Below are 17,156 nucleotides of genomic sequence, written 5' to 3' on the forward strand. Positions count from 1 at the left end.
CCGCGCCGGCCAGCCGTCACCGTCATGGGCAGACGACCTCGTCCCCCGTCACCGCGCCGAACCTGCCCTGCTGCGGGCTCTCCGCCCGCACCCGCTGCACCGTGCCGAAGTCCGAGCCCGCCGTCACCTTCATCGTGCCGCCCTGCCCCTGCACCGCCCTCAGCTCGCTCCCCGGCAGCGCGGCGGCCAGGGACCTCGCCGACCGGTCCCACCGGGGGTCGAACGTCACCAGCGTCCGCCGCAGGTCGCGCAGCTCCCCGTTGAGCGGGGCGCGGGTGGTGTCGAAGCCGGTGGCGCGCAGCGCGTCGTCCATCTCCTTGCCGAGGCCGTCCTTCGGAGTCCCGTTGTAGACCTGCACCCGGATCTGCTGCGGTGCCACATCGACGAGCGCCCCCTTCGGCTTCTGCGGCCCGCCCACCTTCCGCGAGGCGAGCGGCTTGTCCTCGCGCAGCGCCCGGAACAGCTTCTTCGACTTCTTCGCGTCCCACTGCACGGTGGAACCGATGCCCTTGACCGGGAAGCTGACGTTCCCGACCGGTACGGAGGTGAACTCCGACGACGCCGGGCTGAAGCCGCGCATCGCCTTGCCGAGCGTCAGCATCTGTTCCGTACCGAACCCCTTGTCGGCCCGGACCGAGCCGAGCATCGAGGAGGAGACCCGCTGGAACCTCACCGGGTTCAACAGCACCCCGCTGCTGGTCGCCTGCTTGATCAGCGCCGCGATGAACTTCTGCTGGCGCTGCATCCGGCCCAGGTCGGAGGCCCCGTCGATGTGCCGGGAACGTACGTACTGAAGGGCCTGACCGCCGTCCAGCTCATGGGTGCCCGCGGCCAGGTCGAGACCGGTGTACGAGTCCTTCATCGGCCCGGCCGTGCAGATCTTCACCCCGCCCACGGCGTCGACCGTCTTCATGAAGCTGGTGAAGTCGACCTCCAGATAGTGATCGACCTTGACACCGGTCATGTGCTCGACGGTCCGTACGGTCAGGGTCGGTCCGCCCTCCGCGTAGGCGGCGTTCAGTTTCACCGGGTGGGTGGCGTGGTGCTTGCCCGTGTTCCGGTCGGTGTGCGCGGGGATCTCGGCGTAACTGTCGCGCGGGAGGCTGACGACGCTCGCCCGCTCCTTGTCGGCCGACAGATGGACCAGCATGATCGTGTCGGTGCAGTGGCAGGGGGCGCCGCCCAGCCGGTACTTCGTCTTCTCGGCCTCGGTGATCTTTTCCCGGCCGTCGGTCCCGACCAGGAGCAGATTCATGCCGTGCCCCGCCGCGGGCCGGTTCTTCATGTCCTTGAAGGGGTCGACGCGGTCGATTCCGGTTTCCAGCCCGCTCACCACCGCATGGCCGATCCCGCCCGCGCCGAGCACGAGCACGGACAGGCCCGTGGCCACCCGCATGCCCCAGCGGGGCCGCTCGTCCTGCTTCCGGGTCCGGGGTCGGCGCGCCGGTCTGGCCTGCGGGGGAGTGGTGCGGGGGTGCGGCGATCGGGACGATCGGTGAGGCGTGGGCACGGGGGGACACCTCCGCGGTGCAAGGGGGACCGTTCGCACCATAGGCCCATACGATCTGCGGAACGGGCCGCAACCCGTGGGGGCACGCCGCTATCCCCCATTCGCGGTAACGTGGCGGCCGAATAACGACGCCTCCCGGGGTGCGGAACCCCTGGCGCCCCCAGGACCACCCGAGGACCACATGCCTGCCGCGCAGCACCCCGCCGTCTCCGTGATCATGCCGGTACTCAACGAGGAACGCCATCTCAGGAACGCGATCCGGCACATCCTGGAGCAGGAGTACGCCGGTGAGATGGAGGTCGTGATCGCGCTCGGCCCCTCCACGGACCGCACCGACGAGATCGCCGCGGAACTCGTCGCGGAGGACCCCCGGGTCCACACCGTCCCCAACCCCACCGGCCGCACCCCCGCCGCCCTCAACGCCGCGATCAAGGCCTCCAGCCACCCCGTCGTGGTGCGGGTCGACGGGCACGGGATGCTCTCGCCGAACTACATCGCGACCGCGGTCCGGCTGCTGGAGGAGACCGGGGCGCAGAACGTCGGCGGCATCATGCACGCCGAGGGCGAGAACGCCTGGGAGGACGCCGTCGCCGCCGCGATGACCTCGAAGATCGGCGTCGGCAACGCGGCCTTCCACACGGGCGGCCAGGCGGGTCCGGCCGAGACGGTGTACCTGGGAGTCTTCCGCCGCGAGGCCCTGGAGCGGGCGGACGGCTACAACGTGGAGTTCATCCGCGCCCAGGACTGGGAGCTGAACTTCCGTATCCGTGAGGCGGGCGGCCTGATCTGGTTCTCGCCCGAGCTGAAGGTCCAGTACCGCCCGCGCCCCTCCATCAAGGCGCTCGCCAAGCAGTACAAGGACTACGGCCGCTGGCGCCACGTCGTCGCCCGCTACCACGCGGGCTCGATCAACCTGCGCTACCTGGCCCCGCCGACGGCCGTCTGCGCCATCGCGGCGGGCATCGTGGTGGGCGCCGCCGTCACCCCGTGGGCCTTCGTCGTCCCGGCCGGTTACGTGGCGGCCATCGTCGCCGGGTCGCTGCCCGCCGGGAAGGGACTGTCGCTGAAGGCCCGCGCGCAGATCCCCCTCGCGCTGGCCACCATGCACATGTCCTGGGGCTACGGCTTCCTCACCAGCCCGCGCTCCCTGGCGAGGAAGGTCATCGCCAGCCGCCGCCCGGCGGCCCCCCGGCAGACGGTCTGACGCGGCGCACGGCCCGCCCGCAGGGCGCCCCGCGGGCAGGCCGTGCGGACTTCTTCACCGCTGACGAGGCGCGGCGGACCTCTTCACCGCCGACGACGGGAGGGGCCCCACCGATCACGGTGGGGCCCCTCCCGTCGTTCCGTTCCGGCCGGTCAGGACCAGATGTAGTTCGGGTTGACCTTCATGCACGCCTCTTCCTCGCCGTTGAGCGCCTCGGCCGAGTCCGGGGTCTTCTCCTGGCCCTTGGGCGCGGGGTAGGCCCCGTCCTCGCGCCAGTCGGCTCCCACCGCCAGCGAGATGCCCGAGACATCGGTCGACTTCTTCACCAGCGAGACCGGGATGCCGAGCGCCTTGGCGACCGCCTGCGCGTCACCCTCCATATCGGCACTGGGGTACAGGATTCCGGTCCGCGCGGCGCCGGTCACGTTCTGCGAGTCGACCGTGGTCTTCGCGAAGCCCGCGTCCTTGAGCTGCTTCTCCACCGCACCGGCGCGCCCCCCGGCCGAGCCGAGGGTGTCGGTGCGGGTCGCGTTGCGCACGCTCACCGCGATCTCGCCGACCGGTGCGGACGGGTCCTTGGTGACCGTGGCCTTGCGCTTGGACGCCTTGCCGTCGAGCGGGATGTCCTCGCGCACCATCCGGAACAGCTGCTCGGCGTCACCCGCCTTGGGGAACACCCGGCCCTTGAGCGTGCCCGTGCCGTACACGTTCGGCATGGTCGACATGGTGATGCGCTTGGTCGGGACCTTCTTGAGCTCCTCGGCCAGGTCGTAGAGCTTCTTGACCGTGCCGAGGCCCTTGTCGACCGTCAGCGCGTCCGTGGCGGCCTCGGCGAGGTTCATCAGCTTCGCGGGGTCGGTCAGCTTGGTGCCCTTGCGCAGCTGGCGGACCATCGAGTTCATGTACTGGTGCTGGGCCTTGGCGCGGCCGAGGTCGGTGTTGTCCTCGAAGCCGTACCGGGTGCGCAGCCACTGGAGCGCCTGTTTGCCCTTGATGGGCGTGGTGCCCTTCTTCAGCTTCAGCCCGGAGCCCTTGCCGTCGCTGGAGCGCGATTCGATGTTGGCGTCGACACAGACCGGGACGCCGCCGATCGCGTCGGCCATCGAGACCACGCCCGCGAAGTCGATCATCATGAAGTGGTCGATCGTGATGCCGGTGAGCTCGTACCAGGTGGCCACCGTGCAGCCGGGGCCGCCGCGGCCCAGACTCTCGTTGGTCTGTACGTTCCCGGTGCTGGCCGGATACACCTTGTCCGTCTTGGGATCGGTGCACTTGGGCATCTTCAGCATCGTGTCGCGCGGCATGCTGACGACCGAGAGGTTGCTGCGGTCCGCCGAGAGGTGGAGCAGCATCTGCACATCCGCGAGCGGGCGAGCGCCGAAGGTCTCCTTCGCGCCGCCCAGCTTCTGGTTCTCCTTGGAGTCCCGCGCGTCGGAACCGATGAGCAGGATGTTCAGCGGGGTCTGACCGGCGGCGTTGGCCTTGTGATCGGCCATCTTCTTGTCGCCGAGCGTCAGGTCCTCTTTCTTGATGTTGCCGTTGAGGTGCTCGTAGTAGAGGTAACCGGCGCCACCGGCACCGAGTATCAGCAGCGCGAGCACGGCCGCGACCCAGCGCAGTATGCGCCGTTTGCCGCTTTTGGTGGTACGTCGGCTGCGGCGGTTGGGTGGCCCCCCGCGCCGGCGCCCGCTCTCGGGCGCGCCGGAATCCTCGCCCCCGCCGGGCCGTTCGCCTCCGCCGGTGCCCCGGCCCCGGCTCCTGCCGCCGCTCCTGTTCCCCTCACCGTTCTCGTCGTCCCCCTCGTAGAGACTCTCGTCCCAGCCGAGTTGATCGGCGTGCCGGACGCGTGGTCGCGTCCCCTCCCCGGGCGTGCTGCTGCGTCCCACCGGACCCCCTGCTGCTCAGACTCTTGCTGTAGCGCGGTGACCCGGTGTCACTTGGCGCATTCCGCCTTGTCGGCGCTTGCTCTCTGGATATCGGCCGGCGCCTTTGCCGGACCGGTGATGGGCTTGCCCGCGCCCTCGAAGTCCGCCCCCAGGGTCAGCACCATCGCCTGCAGTCCTTCGGCGTCGGTGGTGCCCTTCTTGAGGGCCGAGGCGGGCAGCCCCATCATCTCGGCGAGCGCCCGCGCCTGGTCGGCCTGGTTGGGCGCGTACGCGAGCGTCGTCTTGTCGATCTTGGCCGGGGCGTTGGCCTTGTTGGTGGACTTCAGTACGCCCTTGTCGTTCTGGAGCCAGGTCACCGTGGAGCCCGCGGCCCCGGGGATGTTGCCGCCGTTGAGGACATCCACGCGTACGTCGGCCGCGTCGGCCTTCGGGCCCTTGAGAAGCTTCGCCTGCTTGCTCTTGGCGGCCTTCTTCTGCTTGTTGACCTCGGTGAGCGAGGTGTCCGAGCGCATCATCGCGAACAGCGCCTCGGCCTTCTCGGGCGCCGGTACGACGGTGATCGGGGTCGGCTCGGCCGGGTTGTCGATCACCGGCATGGTCACGAAGGTGATGTTCTTGGTGTCGACCTTGCCGAGCTCCTGGGCGAGGCTCGTCAACTTCTTGACGCTGCCGATGCCGGAGTCGACCGTGAGCGCCTTGGTGGCCGCGTCCGCCAGCTTGTACAGCTTCGGGGCGCTGGTCAGGGTGTCGTCCGACTTCATCTGCCGGATCATCGAGCCGAGGAACTGCTGCTGCACCTTGATCCGGTCGAGGTCGCTCTCGTTGCCGAAGCTGTGCCGGGTGCGCAGCAGGGCGAGTGCCTTCTCGCCCTGGACGGTCGACTCGCCCTCGGGCAGCTTGAGGTGCGACTTCGGGTCGTCGATCGGCTTGGCCATGCAGACCTTGACGCCGCCGACCGCGGTGGACAGCTCCTTGACCGCATTGAAGTCGACCATCATGAAGTGGTCGACCTGTATGCCGGTGATCTGCTTGACCGTCCGCATGGTGCAGCCGGGGTCGCGCCCTGCCTGGCCCAGGCTGGTGTTGAAACGGTCGTTCGCGGTGCCGGGGATGACCTTGGTCGAGCCGTCCTTCTGCTTCGTCCCGCAGTCGGGGATCTCGATCATCAGGTCGCGCGGGATGCTCATCGCCGTCGCGTTGGTGCGGTCCTCGGAGACGTGGAAGAGGATGTTGGTGTCGGCGTGGCCGGTGCTGCCCTTGTCGCCGTACCCCTCGTTGCCCTTGCCGGTGCGCTTGTCGGTGCCGATGATCAGGATGTTCATCGGTCCTTCGGCGATGACGTTCTTGCTGCCCGCGTCACCCACGTCGACCGTGTTGAGGTTGCCGTTGAAGTGCTGGTAGAGGGCGTACGCACCGGCCGAGCCGGCGACGACGACGAACGCCATCACCCCGCCCGTCCACAGCAGCGCCTTCTTCCTGCGGGCCTTGGGGGGCTTGCGCTTGCGGCGCCCGGCGCCCGCCGCGGCGGTCTCCTGGCCGCGGCCGGCCTGCGACGAACGGCGGCTGCGCTGGCCCGGCACCTCGCGGCGCGGAGCGTCCGCCGGTTCGGTGCCGTCGCCCGTGCGCTGCCCCCGGCGTCCGGACCCGTCACGCGAGGCGCTCCGGGCTGGCCCGTCCTTGTGGCCCGATCCGCGGGGTCCCGCCACTCGCGGCGCACCGGACGACTCCCCTGCGGATTGATCCAGTCGCAGTTCGTAGTTGCCGGTGTGCGGGTTCAGTACCCACTGGTCTGCGGGGTCGATATCGTCCGCCCGCCCACGGCTTTGCGCATCCACGGTTGCTTGGGTCCTCCGTCGGTGCCACGCGAGGCGCCTCCCCCGACAAGGCGCTCGTTCTTTCGCTCCAGCAGTGCACGACCTGATGGCCGGTAGCACCGGATCGCGTCACACTATCCGCCCGGTTCGGAGTCGAGCGACGTGCGTGACACATTCCACGCTGCTTACAACTGGGCATTCTTCCCATTATGCGTCGATTGCCCTGTATGACTTGGGAATTGCTTTACTGCTTACACAGGTCGTCGGCCGCGCTCGAACCCGAATACGTGGGCTCGGGGGTCGGAGTTCCGGAGCCGGTGTCGTCCGGTTTCCCGTCGGAAGTGCCCCCGTCGGTCGCCTTGTCGGCGCCCTTGTCCTTGAGTTCGCCGGCCGGGACCACGGTGACCGGCTGGTCCTCCCGGAGTTGCTTGAACAGCCTGCTCGCGTCCGGTTCGACGAGTTCGTCCCGGTTAATGTTCTGGCTGTACGGCTGCCGGGGCACCGTCAGGAACTGCACCTTGTCGGTCGGTACGTTGCGCATCCCGCGGACCAGGTCGTACAGGTCCCTGAGCGAGTCCAGCCCCGGGTCCGTCGTCAGCGACTTGGTCGCCGCGTCCAGCACCGGGTACAGCCGGGTCGGGTTGAGCAGGACACCGTTGCTCTGCATCTTGTTGACCAGGGCACCCAGGAATCTCTGCTGGCGGTCCATCCGCTCGGTGTCGCTGCCGTTGCCGATGGACTTGCGGGCACGGACGTATCCGAGCGCCTCCTCGCCGTCGAGCTTCTGCCGGCCCGCGGGGAGCTTGAGATGCGCGTCGGCATCGTCGATCGGGTCCTTGAGACAGATCTCGACGCCGTTCACCGCGTCGACCATGTCCTTGAAACCGTTGAAGTCGACGACCATGTGATGGTCGACGCGAATGCCGGTCATCCGCTCGATGGTGCGGATCGTGCACGCCGTCCCGCCGAGCTCGAAGGCCGAGTTGAACTGGGCGAACTGTTCCCTGGTGTGCTGCTTGTCCGCGGTGCGGCAGCTCGGGATGTCCGCCATCAGGTCGCGGGGGACGGACATGGCGGTGGCGCTCTTCCGGTCCGCCGCGAGGTGCAGCAGGATCGTGGTGTCGGAGCGCTGGCTGCCGCCGTCGTCGCGGCCGTACTCGCGGTTGTCGCCGGACCTGCTGTCCGAGCCGATGAGCAGGATGTTCTGGGCGTTCTGCGCGACCGGGGTGGGCCGTTCCTTCTCGTACGCCTTGAGCTCGGCGGCGACGCTCGTATCGGTTCTGATGTTGCCGTCGAGCTTCTTGTACAGCCACCAGCCGACGCCCGCGGCGATCAGGACCAGGAACGAGGCGGCGAGGGCGGTCCAACGGAGCCAGTGACTCCTGTGCTTGGCGGCGATGCCGTCCTTGGGCCGGTCGGCCCAGGTCTGCACCCCGCCGCTGGTGGGGCCCGCGCCGGGGGCGGGGCTGGGGGCTGGGTCGGTGCCGGGGTCGGCGTCGGTGTCCCCCGCGCCCTTGGCAGCCTCGCCCGCCTTGCCCGCTTCGTCGGCCCCGCCCGCCTCGTCCGTCCCGTCCGCCTCGTCCGTCCCGTCCGCCTCGTCCGTCCCGTCCGCCTTGTCCGTCCCGTCCTGTGCGGCGGCGTCCCGGGAGTCTTCCTGCGACCCGCCCCGCGACCCGTCCTGCGGCTTGTTCTCTGCCGGGGGCTCCGGGTCGGCCGGCGTGCCAGCGCTGTCGGTCACGTCTGCGTCCATCCTTCACGTTCGGCGGCGCGATAGGCCGCCGGTCGCAGGAGTAGACGGCTGAACCTCACGCTTGGTTGTGCATCCGGGGAGAGTGGTCTGCACCGCCGATCATGTACCTGAGTGGATGCTCAATCCGGGGGACTCGGCCCGCTGTGGGCCGGACGAGTGACACTCAGGGTGCTTGTCATACTGCGGTGTTGGTCACCCGCTCGCTCTCCACGCGCTTGGCCAGACCGTCCTCGCCGAGCTGTCCGAGGTGTCGGCACAGGACCACGGAGCCTCCGGCGGCCAGCGGCGCGAAGAGCCCGGCACCGAGCCCCTCCCAGCTGTCGTACGTATGCCCCGTGAGCAGCCGCGATCCGGGTGCGAGCCCCAGAGCGGCGGCGTCCTCGCGCGCCTTGGCGACGAGTTGCGCCCCTGTCAGCTCGACCCCGCCCACGGCGAGCGCGGGCGCGTCCGGGTCCACCGGCGCGAACGGAGCGAAGCGGTCGCCCTGGGCGGGTACTTCCACCGCGTAGTCCATGAAGCCCTCGGGCGGCTGCGGGAACCGCCCGCCGAGCGGGCGCAGCGCCAGCGCGACCCGTTCGCCGCGGCAGGCGCGGGCGCGCTCCAGCGTGTCCGGGCCGCTGACGACGAGGTCGGCCGAGGCCGGGTCGCCCTGCACATCGGCGACCACCCCGACCGAGGAGCAGGCGAGCAGCCAGACCGCGGACTGCCAGTGCGCGGGAAGCAGCAGGGCGAGCCGGTCGCCGGGTTCCGCGGCCAGGTCGCCCTGCAACAGATTGGCGGTCTTGGCCACCCAATTGGCGAAGGTGGCCACCGACAGTTCGACCCGCTCTCCGGTGGCGTCGTCGTAGAAAGTGACCAGTGGGCGGGCCGGGTCCGAGGCGAGTGCGGATCGCAGCAGGTCGGCGGGGGTACGGTCGCTGGCGTTCATCCGCGCAAGGGTACGCGGCGGTGGTGGACGGGAGCGGTGCGACGAGCGTCGCGTACACCGGTTCGGCAGACGGGTCATCACATCAGGGGGTATGTCCCGGTGGCCGTAGTTGTGCGTGTATGGCCAGGATCATTCGTATGCGCACTCTTCTCGCCACCTCGATCGGCGTCACCTGTGCGGCGGCGCTCACCCTGCCGCTCGCCGTACCCGCGTCCTCCACGTCCACCTCCGCCACTTTCTCCTCGGCCCGCGCACCCGCCTCCGTCGAGCCCGCCGCCGAACTGCCGGGTTCGACGCAGTCGCTGCCCCTGTCCCCGCTCGCCCCCACGGCCACCCGGGCCACCGGAGCACCCACGACCGGCGCCGCGCAGGGGCTGCCCCGACGCGACGCACGGCCCTTCTCCCTGGTCGGAGTGGTCTGGGACGATGCCGACGCCGAACTGCACGGCACGGTCCAGATCCGCACCCGTGCCACCGGCACCACGACCTGGTCCGGCTGGCAGGACGTCGAGACGCACAACACCGAGCACGCCGCCGACGAGGGCAGCGCCGAGCGCGAAGCGGGCAAGGTCCGCGGCTCGACCGCCCCGCTCTGGGTCGGCGACTCGGACGGCGTCGAGGTGCGGGTGAACCCGGAGCCCGCCGACCCGCGGAACCGGGCGGCCACCTCCGTGGCACTCCCCGGGGGCCTGCGCCTCGAACTCGTCGACCCCGGCGCGGACCCGCGGCAGCCCGTCGCGGGACGCGCCCGCTCGGCTGCCCGGACGGCCTCGGTGATCCCCGCCCTGACCCAGGAGGACTCGGCGCGGGAAGCGGTCGTCGCGGCAGGGGCGAAGCCGTACATCGGCCCGCGGCCGCGCATCATCACGCGCAAGGGCTGGGGCGCGAACGAGAAGCTCCGCGAGCGCCGGTTCGCGTACACCAAGACGGTCAAGGCCGCCTTCGTGCACCACAGCGCCACCGGCAACAACTACCGCTGCTCCCAGGCGCCCGCCGTCCTGCGCGGCATCTACCGCTACCACGTCCAGAGCAGCGGCTGGCGCGACTTCGGCTACAACTTCGCCGTCGACAAGTGCGGAAACATCTACGAGGGGCGCGCCGGGGGCGTGACGAAGGCCGTCCTCGGGGCGCACACGCTCGGGTTCAACACCAACAGCATGGGGGTCGTGGTCCTCGGCACCTTCACCTCCAAGAACCCGCCCGCCGCCGCGGTGAACTCCATCGCCAAACTCACCGCCTGGAAGCTCGGACTGTTCGGAGCGAACCCCAAGGGCAAGACCACGCTGGTCTCCGGCGGCAGCAACAAGTACAAGAAGGGCAAGAAGGTCAAACTCAACGTCATCTCCGGCCATCGGGACGGATTCGCAACCGAATGCCCCGGAAAGCGTCTCTACAAGAAGCTCGGCACGGCACGGACCACCTCCGCACGTCTGCAGGGCCGCTGACCGGGGGACGTTCCGACCCGGTCTGCATACACTGGCCAGCCGAAACCGGGCCAGGCCCCAGCAGGAAGCAGAGACGGTGCTGTGACAGAGGCAAAAGAAGCGATTCTTCTGGTCGGTGGCAAGGGCACCAGGCTGCGGCCGCTCACGGTGCACACCCCGAAGCCGATGGTTCCGGCGGCGGGCGTCCCGTTCCTCACGCACCAGCTGGCACGGGCCCGAGCGGCCGGAGTCGAGCACATCGTGCTCGCGACGTCCTACTTGGCGGAGGTCTTCGAACCGTACTTCGGCGACGGTTCCGCGCTCGGCCTCCACATCGAGTACGTCACCGAGCGCGAACCGCTGGGGACCGGCGGCGCCATCCGCAATGTGGCGTCCCGGCTCTCCTCGGGCCCCGACGACCCGGTCCTCATCTTCAACGGCGACATCCTGACGGGACTCGACATCCGGGCCCTGGTCACCGCGCACGCGACCTCCGGGGCGGATGTCTCCCTCCACCTCACCCGGGTCGAGGACCCGCGTGCCTTCGGCCTCGTACCGACCGACGGCACCGGCAGGGTGACGGCCTTCCTGGAGAAGCCGCAGACCCCCGAAGAGATCGTCACCGACCAGGTCAACGCGGGTGCGTACATCTTCCGCAGGTCGGTCATCGACACCATCCCGGCCGGCCGGCCGGTCTCCGTGGAGCGCGAGACCTTCCCCGGACTGCTCGCCTCCGGCGCGCATCTCCAGGGCATGGTCGACTCCACGTACTGGCTGGACCTCGGCACCCCGCAGGCGTTCGTACGCGGCTCCGCCGACCTGGTGCTCGGCCGCGCCCCGTCCCCGGCCGTCCCCGGCCGCTGCGGCGACCGCCTCGTCCTGCCCACCGCCTCCGTGGCCCCCGACGCCAAACTCACCGGCGGTACGGTCATCGGCGACGGCGCCCTGATCGGCGGGGGCGCCCGCATCGACGGCTCCACGATCCTGTCCGGCGCGGTCGTGGAACCCGGCGCGGTCATCACCGACTCCCTGGTCGGGGCCGGTGCCCGGATCGGCAGCCGTACGGTGCTGGCGGGTGCGGTGATCGGCGACGGGGCCCAGGTGGGTGCCGACAACGAGCTGCGCGACGGGGTACGCATCTGGTGCGGGGCGGTCCTCCCGGACGCGTCGGTGCGCTTCTCGTCGGACCAGTGACCCGGCCCCGGCCGTACCCTCGATAAGCACCCCCACCCACCCAGCACCGAGGGCCTCACCCGTGGCAGGACGCTTCGCCCCCCGCACCGCGCGACCGGCTGTGCCGCATCAGGCTGCCCCGGCGGCGGCGGCGGCGTCCGTCCCGGCCGGGCGGGCGGAGCAGGCGCTGACCAGGGAGTGGACCCCGCCGGGCCCCCTGGACCTGCGACTGGTCCTGGGCCCCCTGCGCCGGGGCCCCGCCGACCCCACGTTCCGTATGGTCGCGGACGGTACGTTCTGGCGGGCCACCCGCACACCGGCTGGCCCCGGCACGCTCCGTGTCGCGGCGCGCGACGGCCGGATCGAGGCGGCCGCCTGGGGTGCGGGCGCGGAATGGCTCCTGGACCAGCTCCCGGTCCTCCTCGGCGCGACGGACGACCCGGACGCCTTCGTCCCGCGCCACCGGCTGCTCGCCGTGACCCGGCACCGCCGCCCCGGCCTGCGGCTGCTGCGGACGGGCCTGGTCCTGGAATCCCTGATCCCGTCGATCCTGGAGCAGAAGGTCACCACGGACGAGGCGTACCGCGCCTGGCGCCTCCTGGTCCGCCGGCACGGCACTCCGGCGCCGGGCCCCGCCACGGACCTGGACCTCCATGTGATGCCGGACCCGCGCACCTGGTCGCTGATCCCTTCCTGGGAATGGCACCGGGCGGGCGTCGACAACAAGCGCTCGGCGACGATCCTGCGCGCGGTCCGGGTGGCCCGCCGGCTGGAGGAGGCGGCGGGAATGGAGCTGCCCGAGGCGAAGGCCCGCCTGGAACTGATCCCCGGCATCGGCCCCTGGACCTCGGCCGAAACCCTTCAGCGCTCGAACGGTTCCCCCGACGCGGTCACCGTGGGCGACCTCCACCTCCCGGGCATCGTCGGCCACGCCCTGGCGGACAACAGAGACGCCGACGACGACGCCATGCTGACCCTGCTCACCCCCTACGAGAGCCAACGCCACCGAGCGACCCGCCTGATCCTGCTCTCGGGCCACACCCCGAAACGACGCGCCCCCCGCATGACCCCACGCAACATCGCACCCCTGTAACGCACCGCGCAGCCCGCCGGACGTACTTCTTCAGCCCGCTGCAGCGCACTTCTCAGCCGCCCAGCGACGGACGTATTTCTCAGCCGCCCAGCCACGGACGCACCTCTTCAGCCCGCCGAGGCCCACCGCTCAATTGCCCGACGGACGCACCCTTCTCAGCCCGCCCGGCGTTTGAGGGCAGCTTTTCAGCCTCTCCGGCGCTTGAGGAGCGGGGCCGGGGGCGGAGCCCCGATTCCAGCCGGCCCGGCGCTTGAGGGCACAGCATGACCGGGGCCGGGGGCGGACCCCTGATTCCAGCCGGCCCGGCGTTTGAGGGCAGAGCGTGAGCGGTCCGGGGGCGGAGCCCCGATGCCAGTCGGCCCGGCGCTTGAGGGCAGAGCGTGAGCGGGGCCGGGGGCGGAGCCCCGATTCCAGCCCGCCCGGCGCTTGAGGGCAGAGCATGACCGGGGCCCGGGGCGGAGCCCCGGTTTCGGGAAGGGGCGGGTAGGGGACCAGCCCGCGCAGCGGCACACCCCCACGGCACCCCCCACCCCCGCCAGACTCACCGCACGGCAACAAACCCCTCCACGTCCCGAACCCCCCGCTCCCGCGCCGCCCCCGCCGCGCGCCCCACCGCCACCGCCCCCAACGGATCCCAGGACTCCGGCAGCTCCAGCACCTCCCGCACCACATCCCGGCAGAACATCGTCGAGGACACCCACGCCGAGCCGAGCCGCTCACCCGCCAGCGCCACCAGGAAGTTCTGTACGCCGGCTCCCGCGGCGACCACGAACATCTCGCGCTCCGCGGTGTCCCGGCGCTCGTCCCCGTACGTGTGGGAGCCGTCCATCACCAGGCACGGCACCGCCAGATACGGCGCGTTGCGCAGGACATCGCCCCGCCGCACCCGCTTCGCGATCGACTCCTCGCTCCTGCCGTCGCGCCGCAGATCCGCGATCCAGGCGTCCCGCATCGCGTCGAGCAGCCGGGTCCGCGACTCGGGCGACTCCAGCAGGACGAACCGCCACGGCGTCGTATGGTGCGGCGCCGGAGCCGTCACCGCCGCGGCCACGGCACGCCGTACCGCCCCCGGATCCACCGGATCGTCCGTGAACTCGCGCACCGTACGCCGCAGGCCCACCGCCTCGCGCACCGCCTCCGACGTCCCGAGCCGGAACATGTCGTCGGCCGCGCCCCGCACCAGGGCGCGGGCCCCCTGATCCGTGTCACCGGACCCGACCACCACATGCGGGAGCCCCCGCACCACCGCGACGGGCAGCCCCGCCGCTTTGCCCTTGACCAGGTCACCGGCTGCGGCCAGCTCGTCCGCGGTCGCGACGACCGTGGCGCTGAGGGGATTGCCGTACGCGTCCGTCCCGCCCCGCAGATCGTCCAGCACCCGGACCCCGGACGCCCCGATCGCGACATCGGTCAGTCCGGTGCGCCAGGGCCGTCCGAAGGTGTCCGTGACGACGACCCCGATCTCCACCCCGAGCGTGTCGCGCAGCCCGTCCCGGATCGCCCGTGCCGAGGCGTCGGGGTCCTCGGGCAGCAGCAGGACGGTCCCGGCGGGTGTGTTCGAGGCATCGACCCCGGCGGCGGCCATGACCAGCCCCTGCCGGTTCTCCACGATCCGCAGCGTGCCGCGCCGCGCCACCACCCGTACCGTCTCGGCGTCGATCGCCGCCTCCCGGTCCGCGGCCTCGACGATGCGGCCCTCCGCCTTGGAGACGATCTTCGAGGTGACGAGCAGGACGTCGCCGTCCACCAGACCGGGCTCCACGGCGGTGATCAGCTTCGCGAGGTCGTCCCCCGCCCGCACCTCGGGCATCCCGGGCAGCGCCCACACCCGGAAGGAGGGCGCGTCGGCGCCGGTCCCGCTCATGCCCGTACCTCCTCGGCCAGCGCCAGCGCCTGGCGGGCCATCTCGGCCGCCGCGTCCACGTCCGTCATCATCAGCGGCACCGCACGGCAGCGGATTCCCGCCGCCTCGACCTCGTCGACCGCTCCGGCGTCCACCGTGTCGACCAGCCAGCCGTCCAGCAGCCCCGAACCGTAGTGCTGGGCCACCGCCGCGGCCGTCGACTCGACGCCCACCGCGGCCAGTACCTTGTCCGCCATCCCCCGCACGGGAGCGTCCCCGACGATGGGGGAGAGGCCGACGACCGGCACTCCGGCCTCGGCGATCGCTTCCCGGATCCCGGGCACCGCCAGGATCGTCCCCACCGACACCACGGGGTTGGACGGCGGGAAGACGATGACATCGGCGGAAGCGATGGCCTCCAGCACGCCGGGCGCCGGTTTCGCCTGATCCGCGCCGACCGGCACGATCGCCTGCGCCTCCACCGATGCACGCAGCTTGACCCAGTACTCCTGGAAGTGGATCGCCTTGGTCTCGCCGTCCACGTCGACCGCCACATGCGTCTCGACCCGGTCGTCGGACATCGGCAGCAGCCGTACCCCCGGCTGCCAGCGGGCGCAGAGCGCCTCGGTGACCGCGCTCAGCGGATAGCCCGCGCCCAGCATCTGTGTACGGACGATATGGGTCGCGAAGTCACGGTCGCCGAGCCCGAACCATTCGGGTCCCACGCCGTACGCCGCGAGCTCCTCCTTGACCTGGAAGCTCTCGTCGGTACGCCCCCAGCCCTGCTCCTCGTTGATGCCACCGCCGAGGGTGTACATGACGGTGTCGAGGTCGGGACATACCTTCAGCCCGAACAGATGGATGTCATCACCCGTGTTGCCGATCACCGTGATGTCCGCGTCGGGCGCGGCCTGCTTGAGGCCACGCAGAAAACGAGCACCACCGATACCACCGGCCAGAACCACAATGCGCATGCAGGGCAGTTTGTCAGGCGGGTACGACATTCACGGCCGCCGGGGCGCATTGGGCGGCGTGCATCGGCATCTCGGTCAGACCCGGGTAGTAGATGTGCAGACTTACGGCCGGTTCGAGCGAGTCGTTGACCGCTTCGTGGACGTAGCCGGAGGCGAAGACCCGCTGCGCACCGGCGCCCAGAACCCGGGTTCCCCGGTCGGTGTGCTCAGTCAACTCGCCTTCCAGGACGGTCAGTACGCCGGAGGACGGGCCATGGTCGTGGCGCCCGCTGCCCTGGCCGGGAACCCAGCTGAGCAACCACACCTCGTAGCCGGGAGCCGTGCGCAGCCGGTGGTACCAGCGGCTGGACGTATCGAAGCGGACGAGCGGTGCCCACTGCGCGCGGTCGGCGGCGAGGGAACGGGCGAGTCCGGCGAACTCGGCCACGGTGGAGGGGTGTTCGCGGGCCGGCTGAAGAAGGTGCTGGACCTCAAGGATGTCGCCGGCGATCTGAAGGTCGCTGTCGCTGTTCATGGCTGCGGTGGTTCCTCGGCATGGGGGGTTCACGTGCAGGGAGTCGCGATGCGCGGGGGACGGCTTCGGAGAGCCGTCGGGAAGAATGGAAGAGGGTGAGAGAAGTGCTGGATCAGAGCTGGAGCGCTACGGCATCAACAGCTGTGACAGCTGGAACAGCAACAGCGGGCCTGGACAGCGGTGCGGAACCCACGGACGTGGGTGGCGTACATCGCTGCGGTCGCTGGCATGAAGTCAAGGAGACCGGCTCGATCGCCCTCTGTCAACCCATTGACCGGTTTGGGGGACAATGTTTCACCTCTTCCGGTTAGTAGGGGTGGAGAAAGGTTTGTGCACCTGCCCTGGCGGAGATGTGGCGCATCAACCGCACTCTCAAACGCCGTTGAGATCTCGTGACCTGACTGTGATCTTGATCGCTTCAGTGATCGAATCGCAACATCAAGGACGTCCTGTTCGTCTCACCTGATGAGGAGGCGCGCGACAGGGCCTGTGGCACATGTCAGGTTTTTGGTGATTTCAACACTTTCTGCATAGGCTTGGTTCCGCAGAGTGAATACCTGGGCCAATAGCAGATCCTCGCTTGACTGGCCCGGAGCTACACACTTGTAATTTCACTCGTGTCGTTCGGCCGCAATCAGTAACGGCCGCATCACGGGACGCAAGAGACAGACGAGGGGCGCACATGACCGAGCTGTTCCAGCAACTGCTGGTCGAGGACGCGGACGAGGAACTCGGCTGGCAGGAGCGCGCACTGTGCGCCCAGACCGATCCCGAGTCCTTCTTTCCCGAGAAGGGCGGATCCACCCGCGAGGCCAAGAAGGTCTGTCTCGCCTGTGAAGTCCGTTCGGAATGCCTTGAGTACGCCCTTGCCAATGACGAACGTTTCGGTATCTGGGGCGGACTTTCCGAGCGGGAGCGAAGGCGCCTCAAGAAGGCCGCCATCTGAGGTCGCGACCGATCCGGTGAGTTGACCACTCACCGGACGCGCTCACCGGACGCGCCTACTGGACGCGCTCACCGGACGCGCCTAGCGGGGACGCATC

Annotated in this window: 13 protein-coding genes; 5 read left to right on the top strand and 8 right to left on the bottom strand. The window is 70.3% G+C overall.

The genetic code is table 11. From position 1 onward, the window contains the following. Window positions 1–22 precede the first annotated feature (22 nt). Window positions 23–1,510 carry an LCP family protein gene (locus tag A6A29_RS34530; RefSeq protein ID WP_443333367.1) on the bottom strand — a complete coding sequence of 496 codons (1,488 nt, stop codon included), beginning with the start codon at window positions 1,508–1,510 and terminating at the stop codon, window positions 23–25. Between the two features lie 181 nt (window positions 1,511–1,691). Between A6A29_RS34530 and A6A29_RS34535 the strand changes: the two genes are divergently transcribed. Next, the gene (locus A6A29_RS34535; RefSeq protein ID WP_073726421.1) at window positions 1,692–2,714 is read left to right on the top strand and encodes a glycosyltransferase family 2 protein; all 1,023 of its coding nucleotides are present in this window, start codon (window positions 1,692–1,694) and stop codon (window positions 2,712–2,714) included. 152 nt (window positions 2,715–2,866) lie between these two features. Here the strand turns inward: A6A29_RS34535 and A6A29_RS34540 are convergent, their stop codons facing one another. The 4 genes from A6A29_RS34540 to A6A29_RS34555 all read right to left on the bottom strand — a co-directional run bounded on the left by A6A29_RS34540 (window position 2,867) and on the right by A6A29_RS34555 (window position 9,092). Then, window positions 2,867–4,600, bottom strand: a complete 1,734-nt coding sequence (locus A6A29_RS34540; RefSeq protein ID WP_073726423.1) for an LCP family protein — start codon at window positions 4,598–4,600, stop codon at window positions 2,867–2,869. Window positions 4,601–4,647: 47 nt separating this feature from the next. Then, complete coding sequence (locus A6A29_RS34545; protein WP_079183147.1) at window positions 4,648–6,435, bottom strand: LCP family protein; 1,788 nt, start codon at window positions 6,433–6,435, stop codon at window positions 4,648–4,650. 223 nt (window positions 6,436–6,658) lie between these two features. Further along, window positions 6,659–8,164 (bottom strand): LCP family protein, encoded by a 1,506-nt coding sequence (locus A6A29_RS34550; protein WP_073726425.1) that lies wholly within the window; start codon window positions 8,162–8,164, stop codon window positions 6,659–6,661. A 175-nt stretch (window positions 8,165–8,339) separates the two neighbouring features. Further along, entirely contained in the window at window positions 8,340–9,092 is a 753-nt protein-coding gene (locus A6A29_RS34555; protein ID WP_073726427.1) for a TIGR03089 family protein, read from the bottom strand. A 137-nt stretch (window positions 9,093–9,229) separates the two neighbouring features. On the opposite strand from A6A29_RS34555, the gene A6A29_RS34560 reads away from it, so the two are divergent. The 3 genes from A6A29_RS34560 to A6A29_RS34570 all read left to right on the top strand — a co-directional run bounded on the left by A6A29_RS34560 (window position 9,230) and on the right by A6A29_RS34570 (window position 12,782). After that, window positions 9,230–10,537 carry a peptidoglycan recognition protein family protein gene (locus tag A6A29_RS34560; RefSeq protein WP_073726429.1) on the top strand — a complete coding sequence of 436 codons (1,308 nt, stop codon included), beginning with the start codon at window positions 9,230–9,232 and terminating at the stop codon, window positions 10,535–10,537. 81 nt (window positions 10,538–10,618) lie between these two features. Continuing rightward, entirely contained in the window at window positions 10,619–11,710 is a 1,092-nt protein-coding gene (locus A6A29_RS34565) for a nucleotidyltransferase family protein (RefSeq protein WP_073726431.1), read from the top strand. Window positions 11,711–11,771: 61 nt separating this feature from the next. Further along, the gene (locus A6A29_RS34570; RefSeq protein WP_073726433.1) at window positions 11,772–12,782 is read left to right on the top strand and encodes a DNA-3-methyladenine glycosylase family protein; all 1,011 of its coding nucleotides are present in this window, start codon (window positions 11,772–11,774) and stop codon (window positions 12,780–12,782) included. Window positions 12,783–13,323: 541 nt separating this feature from the next. Here the strand turns inward: A6A29_RS34570 and A6A29_RS34575 are convergent. Genes A6A29_RS34575 through A6A29_RS34585 form a run of 3 tightly spaced genes read right to left on the bottom strand, consistent with a single transcriptional unit; the run spans window position 13,324 to window position 16,113 of the window. Then, window positions 13,324–14,646 carry a coenzyme F420-0:L-glutamate ligase gene (locus A6A29_RS34575; protein ID WP_073726436.1) on the bottom strand — a complete coding sequence of 441 codons (1,323 nt, stop codon included), beginning with the start codon at window positions 14,644–14,646 and terminating at the stop codon, window positions 13,324–13,326. After that, the gene (cofD, locus tag A6A29_RS34580) at window positions 14,643–15,599 is read right to left on the bottom strand and encodes a 2-phospho-L-lactate transferase (protein ID WP_073726438.1); all 957 of its coding nucleotides are present in this window, start codon (window positions 15,597–15,599) and stop codon (window positions 14,643–14,645) included. The genes A6A29_RS34575 and cofD overlap by 4 nt, the downstream gene beginning before the upstream one ends. Window positions 15,600–15,612: 13 nt before the next feature. Beyond that, window positions 15,613–16,113 (bottom strand): cysteine dioxygenase, encoded by a 501-nt coding sequence (locus tag A6A29_RS34585; protein WP_073726440.1) that lies wholly within the window; start codon window positions 16,111–16,113, stop codon window positions 15,613–15,615. Window positions 16,114–16,795: 682 nt separating this feature from the next. On the opposite strand from A6A29_RS34585, the gene A6A29_RS34595 reads away from it, so the two are divergent. Continuing rightward, the gene (locus A6A29_RS34595; RefSeq protein WP_014046372.1) at window positions 16,796–17,059 is read left to right on the top strand and encodes a WhiB family transcriptional regulator; all 264 of its coding nucleotides are present in this window, start codon (window positions 16,796–16,798) and stop codon (window positions 17,057–17,059) included. Window positions 17,060–17,156: the final 97 nt, after the last annotated feature.

Source organism: Streptomyces sp. TSRI0281 (assembly GCF_001905125.1).
GTDB lineage: Bacteria > Actinomycetota > Actinomycetes > Streptomycetales > Streptomycetaceae > Streptomyces.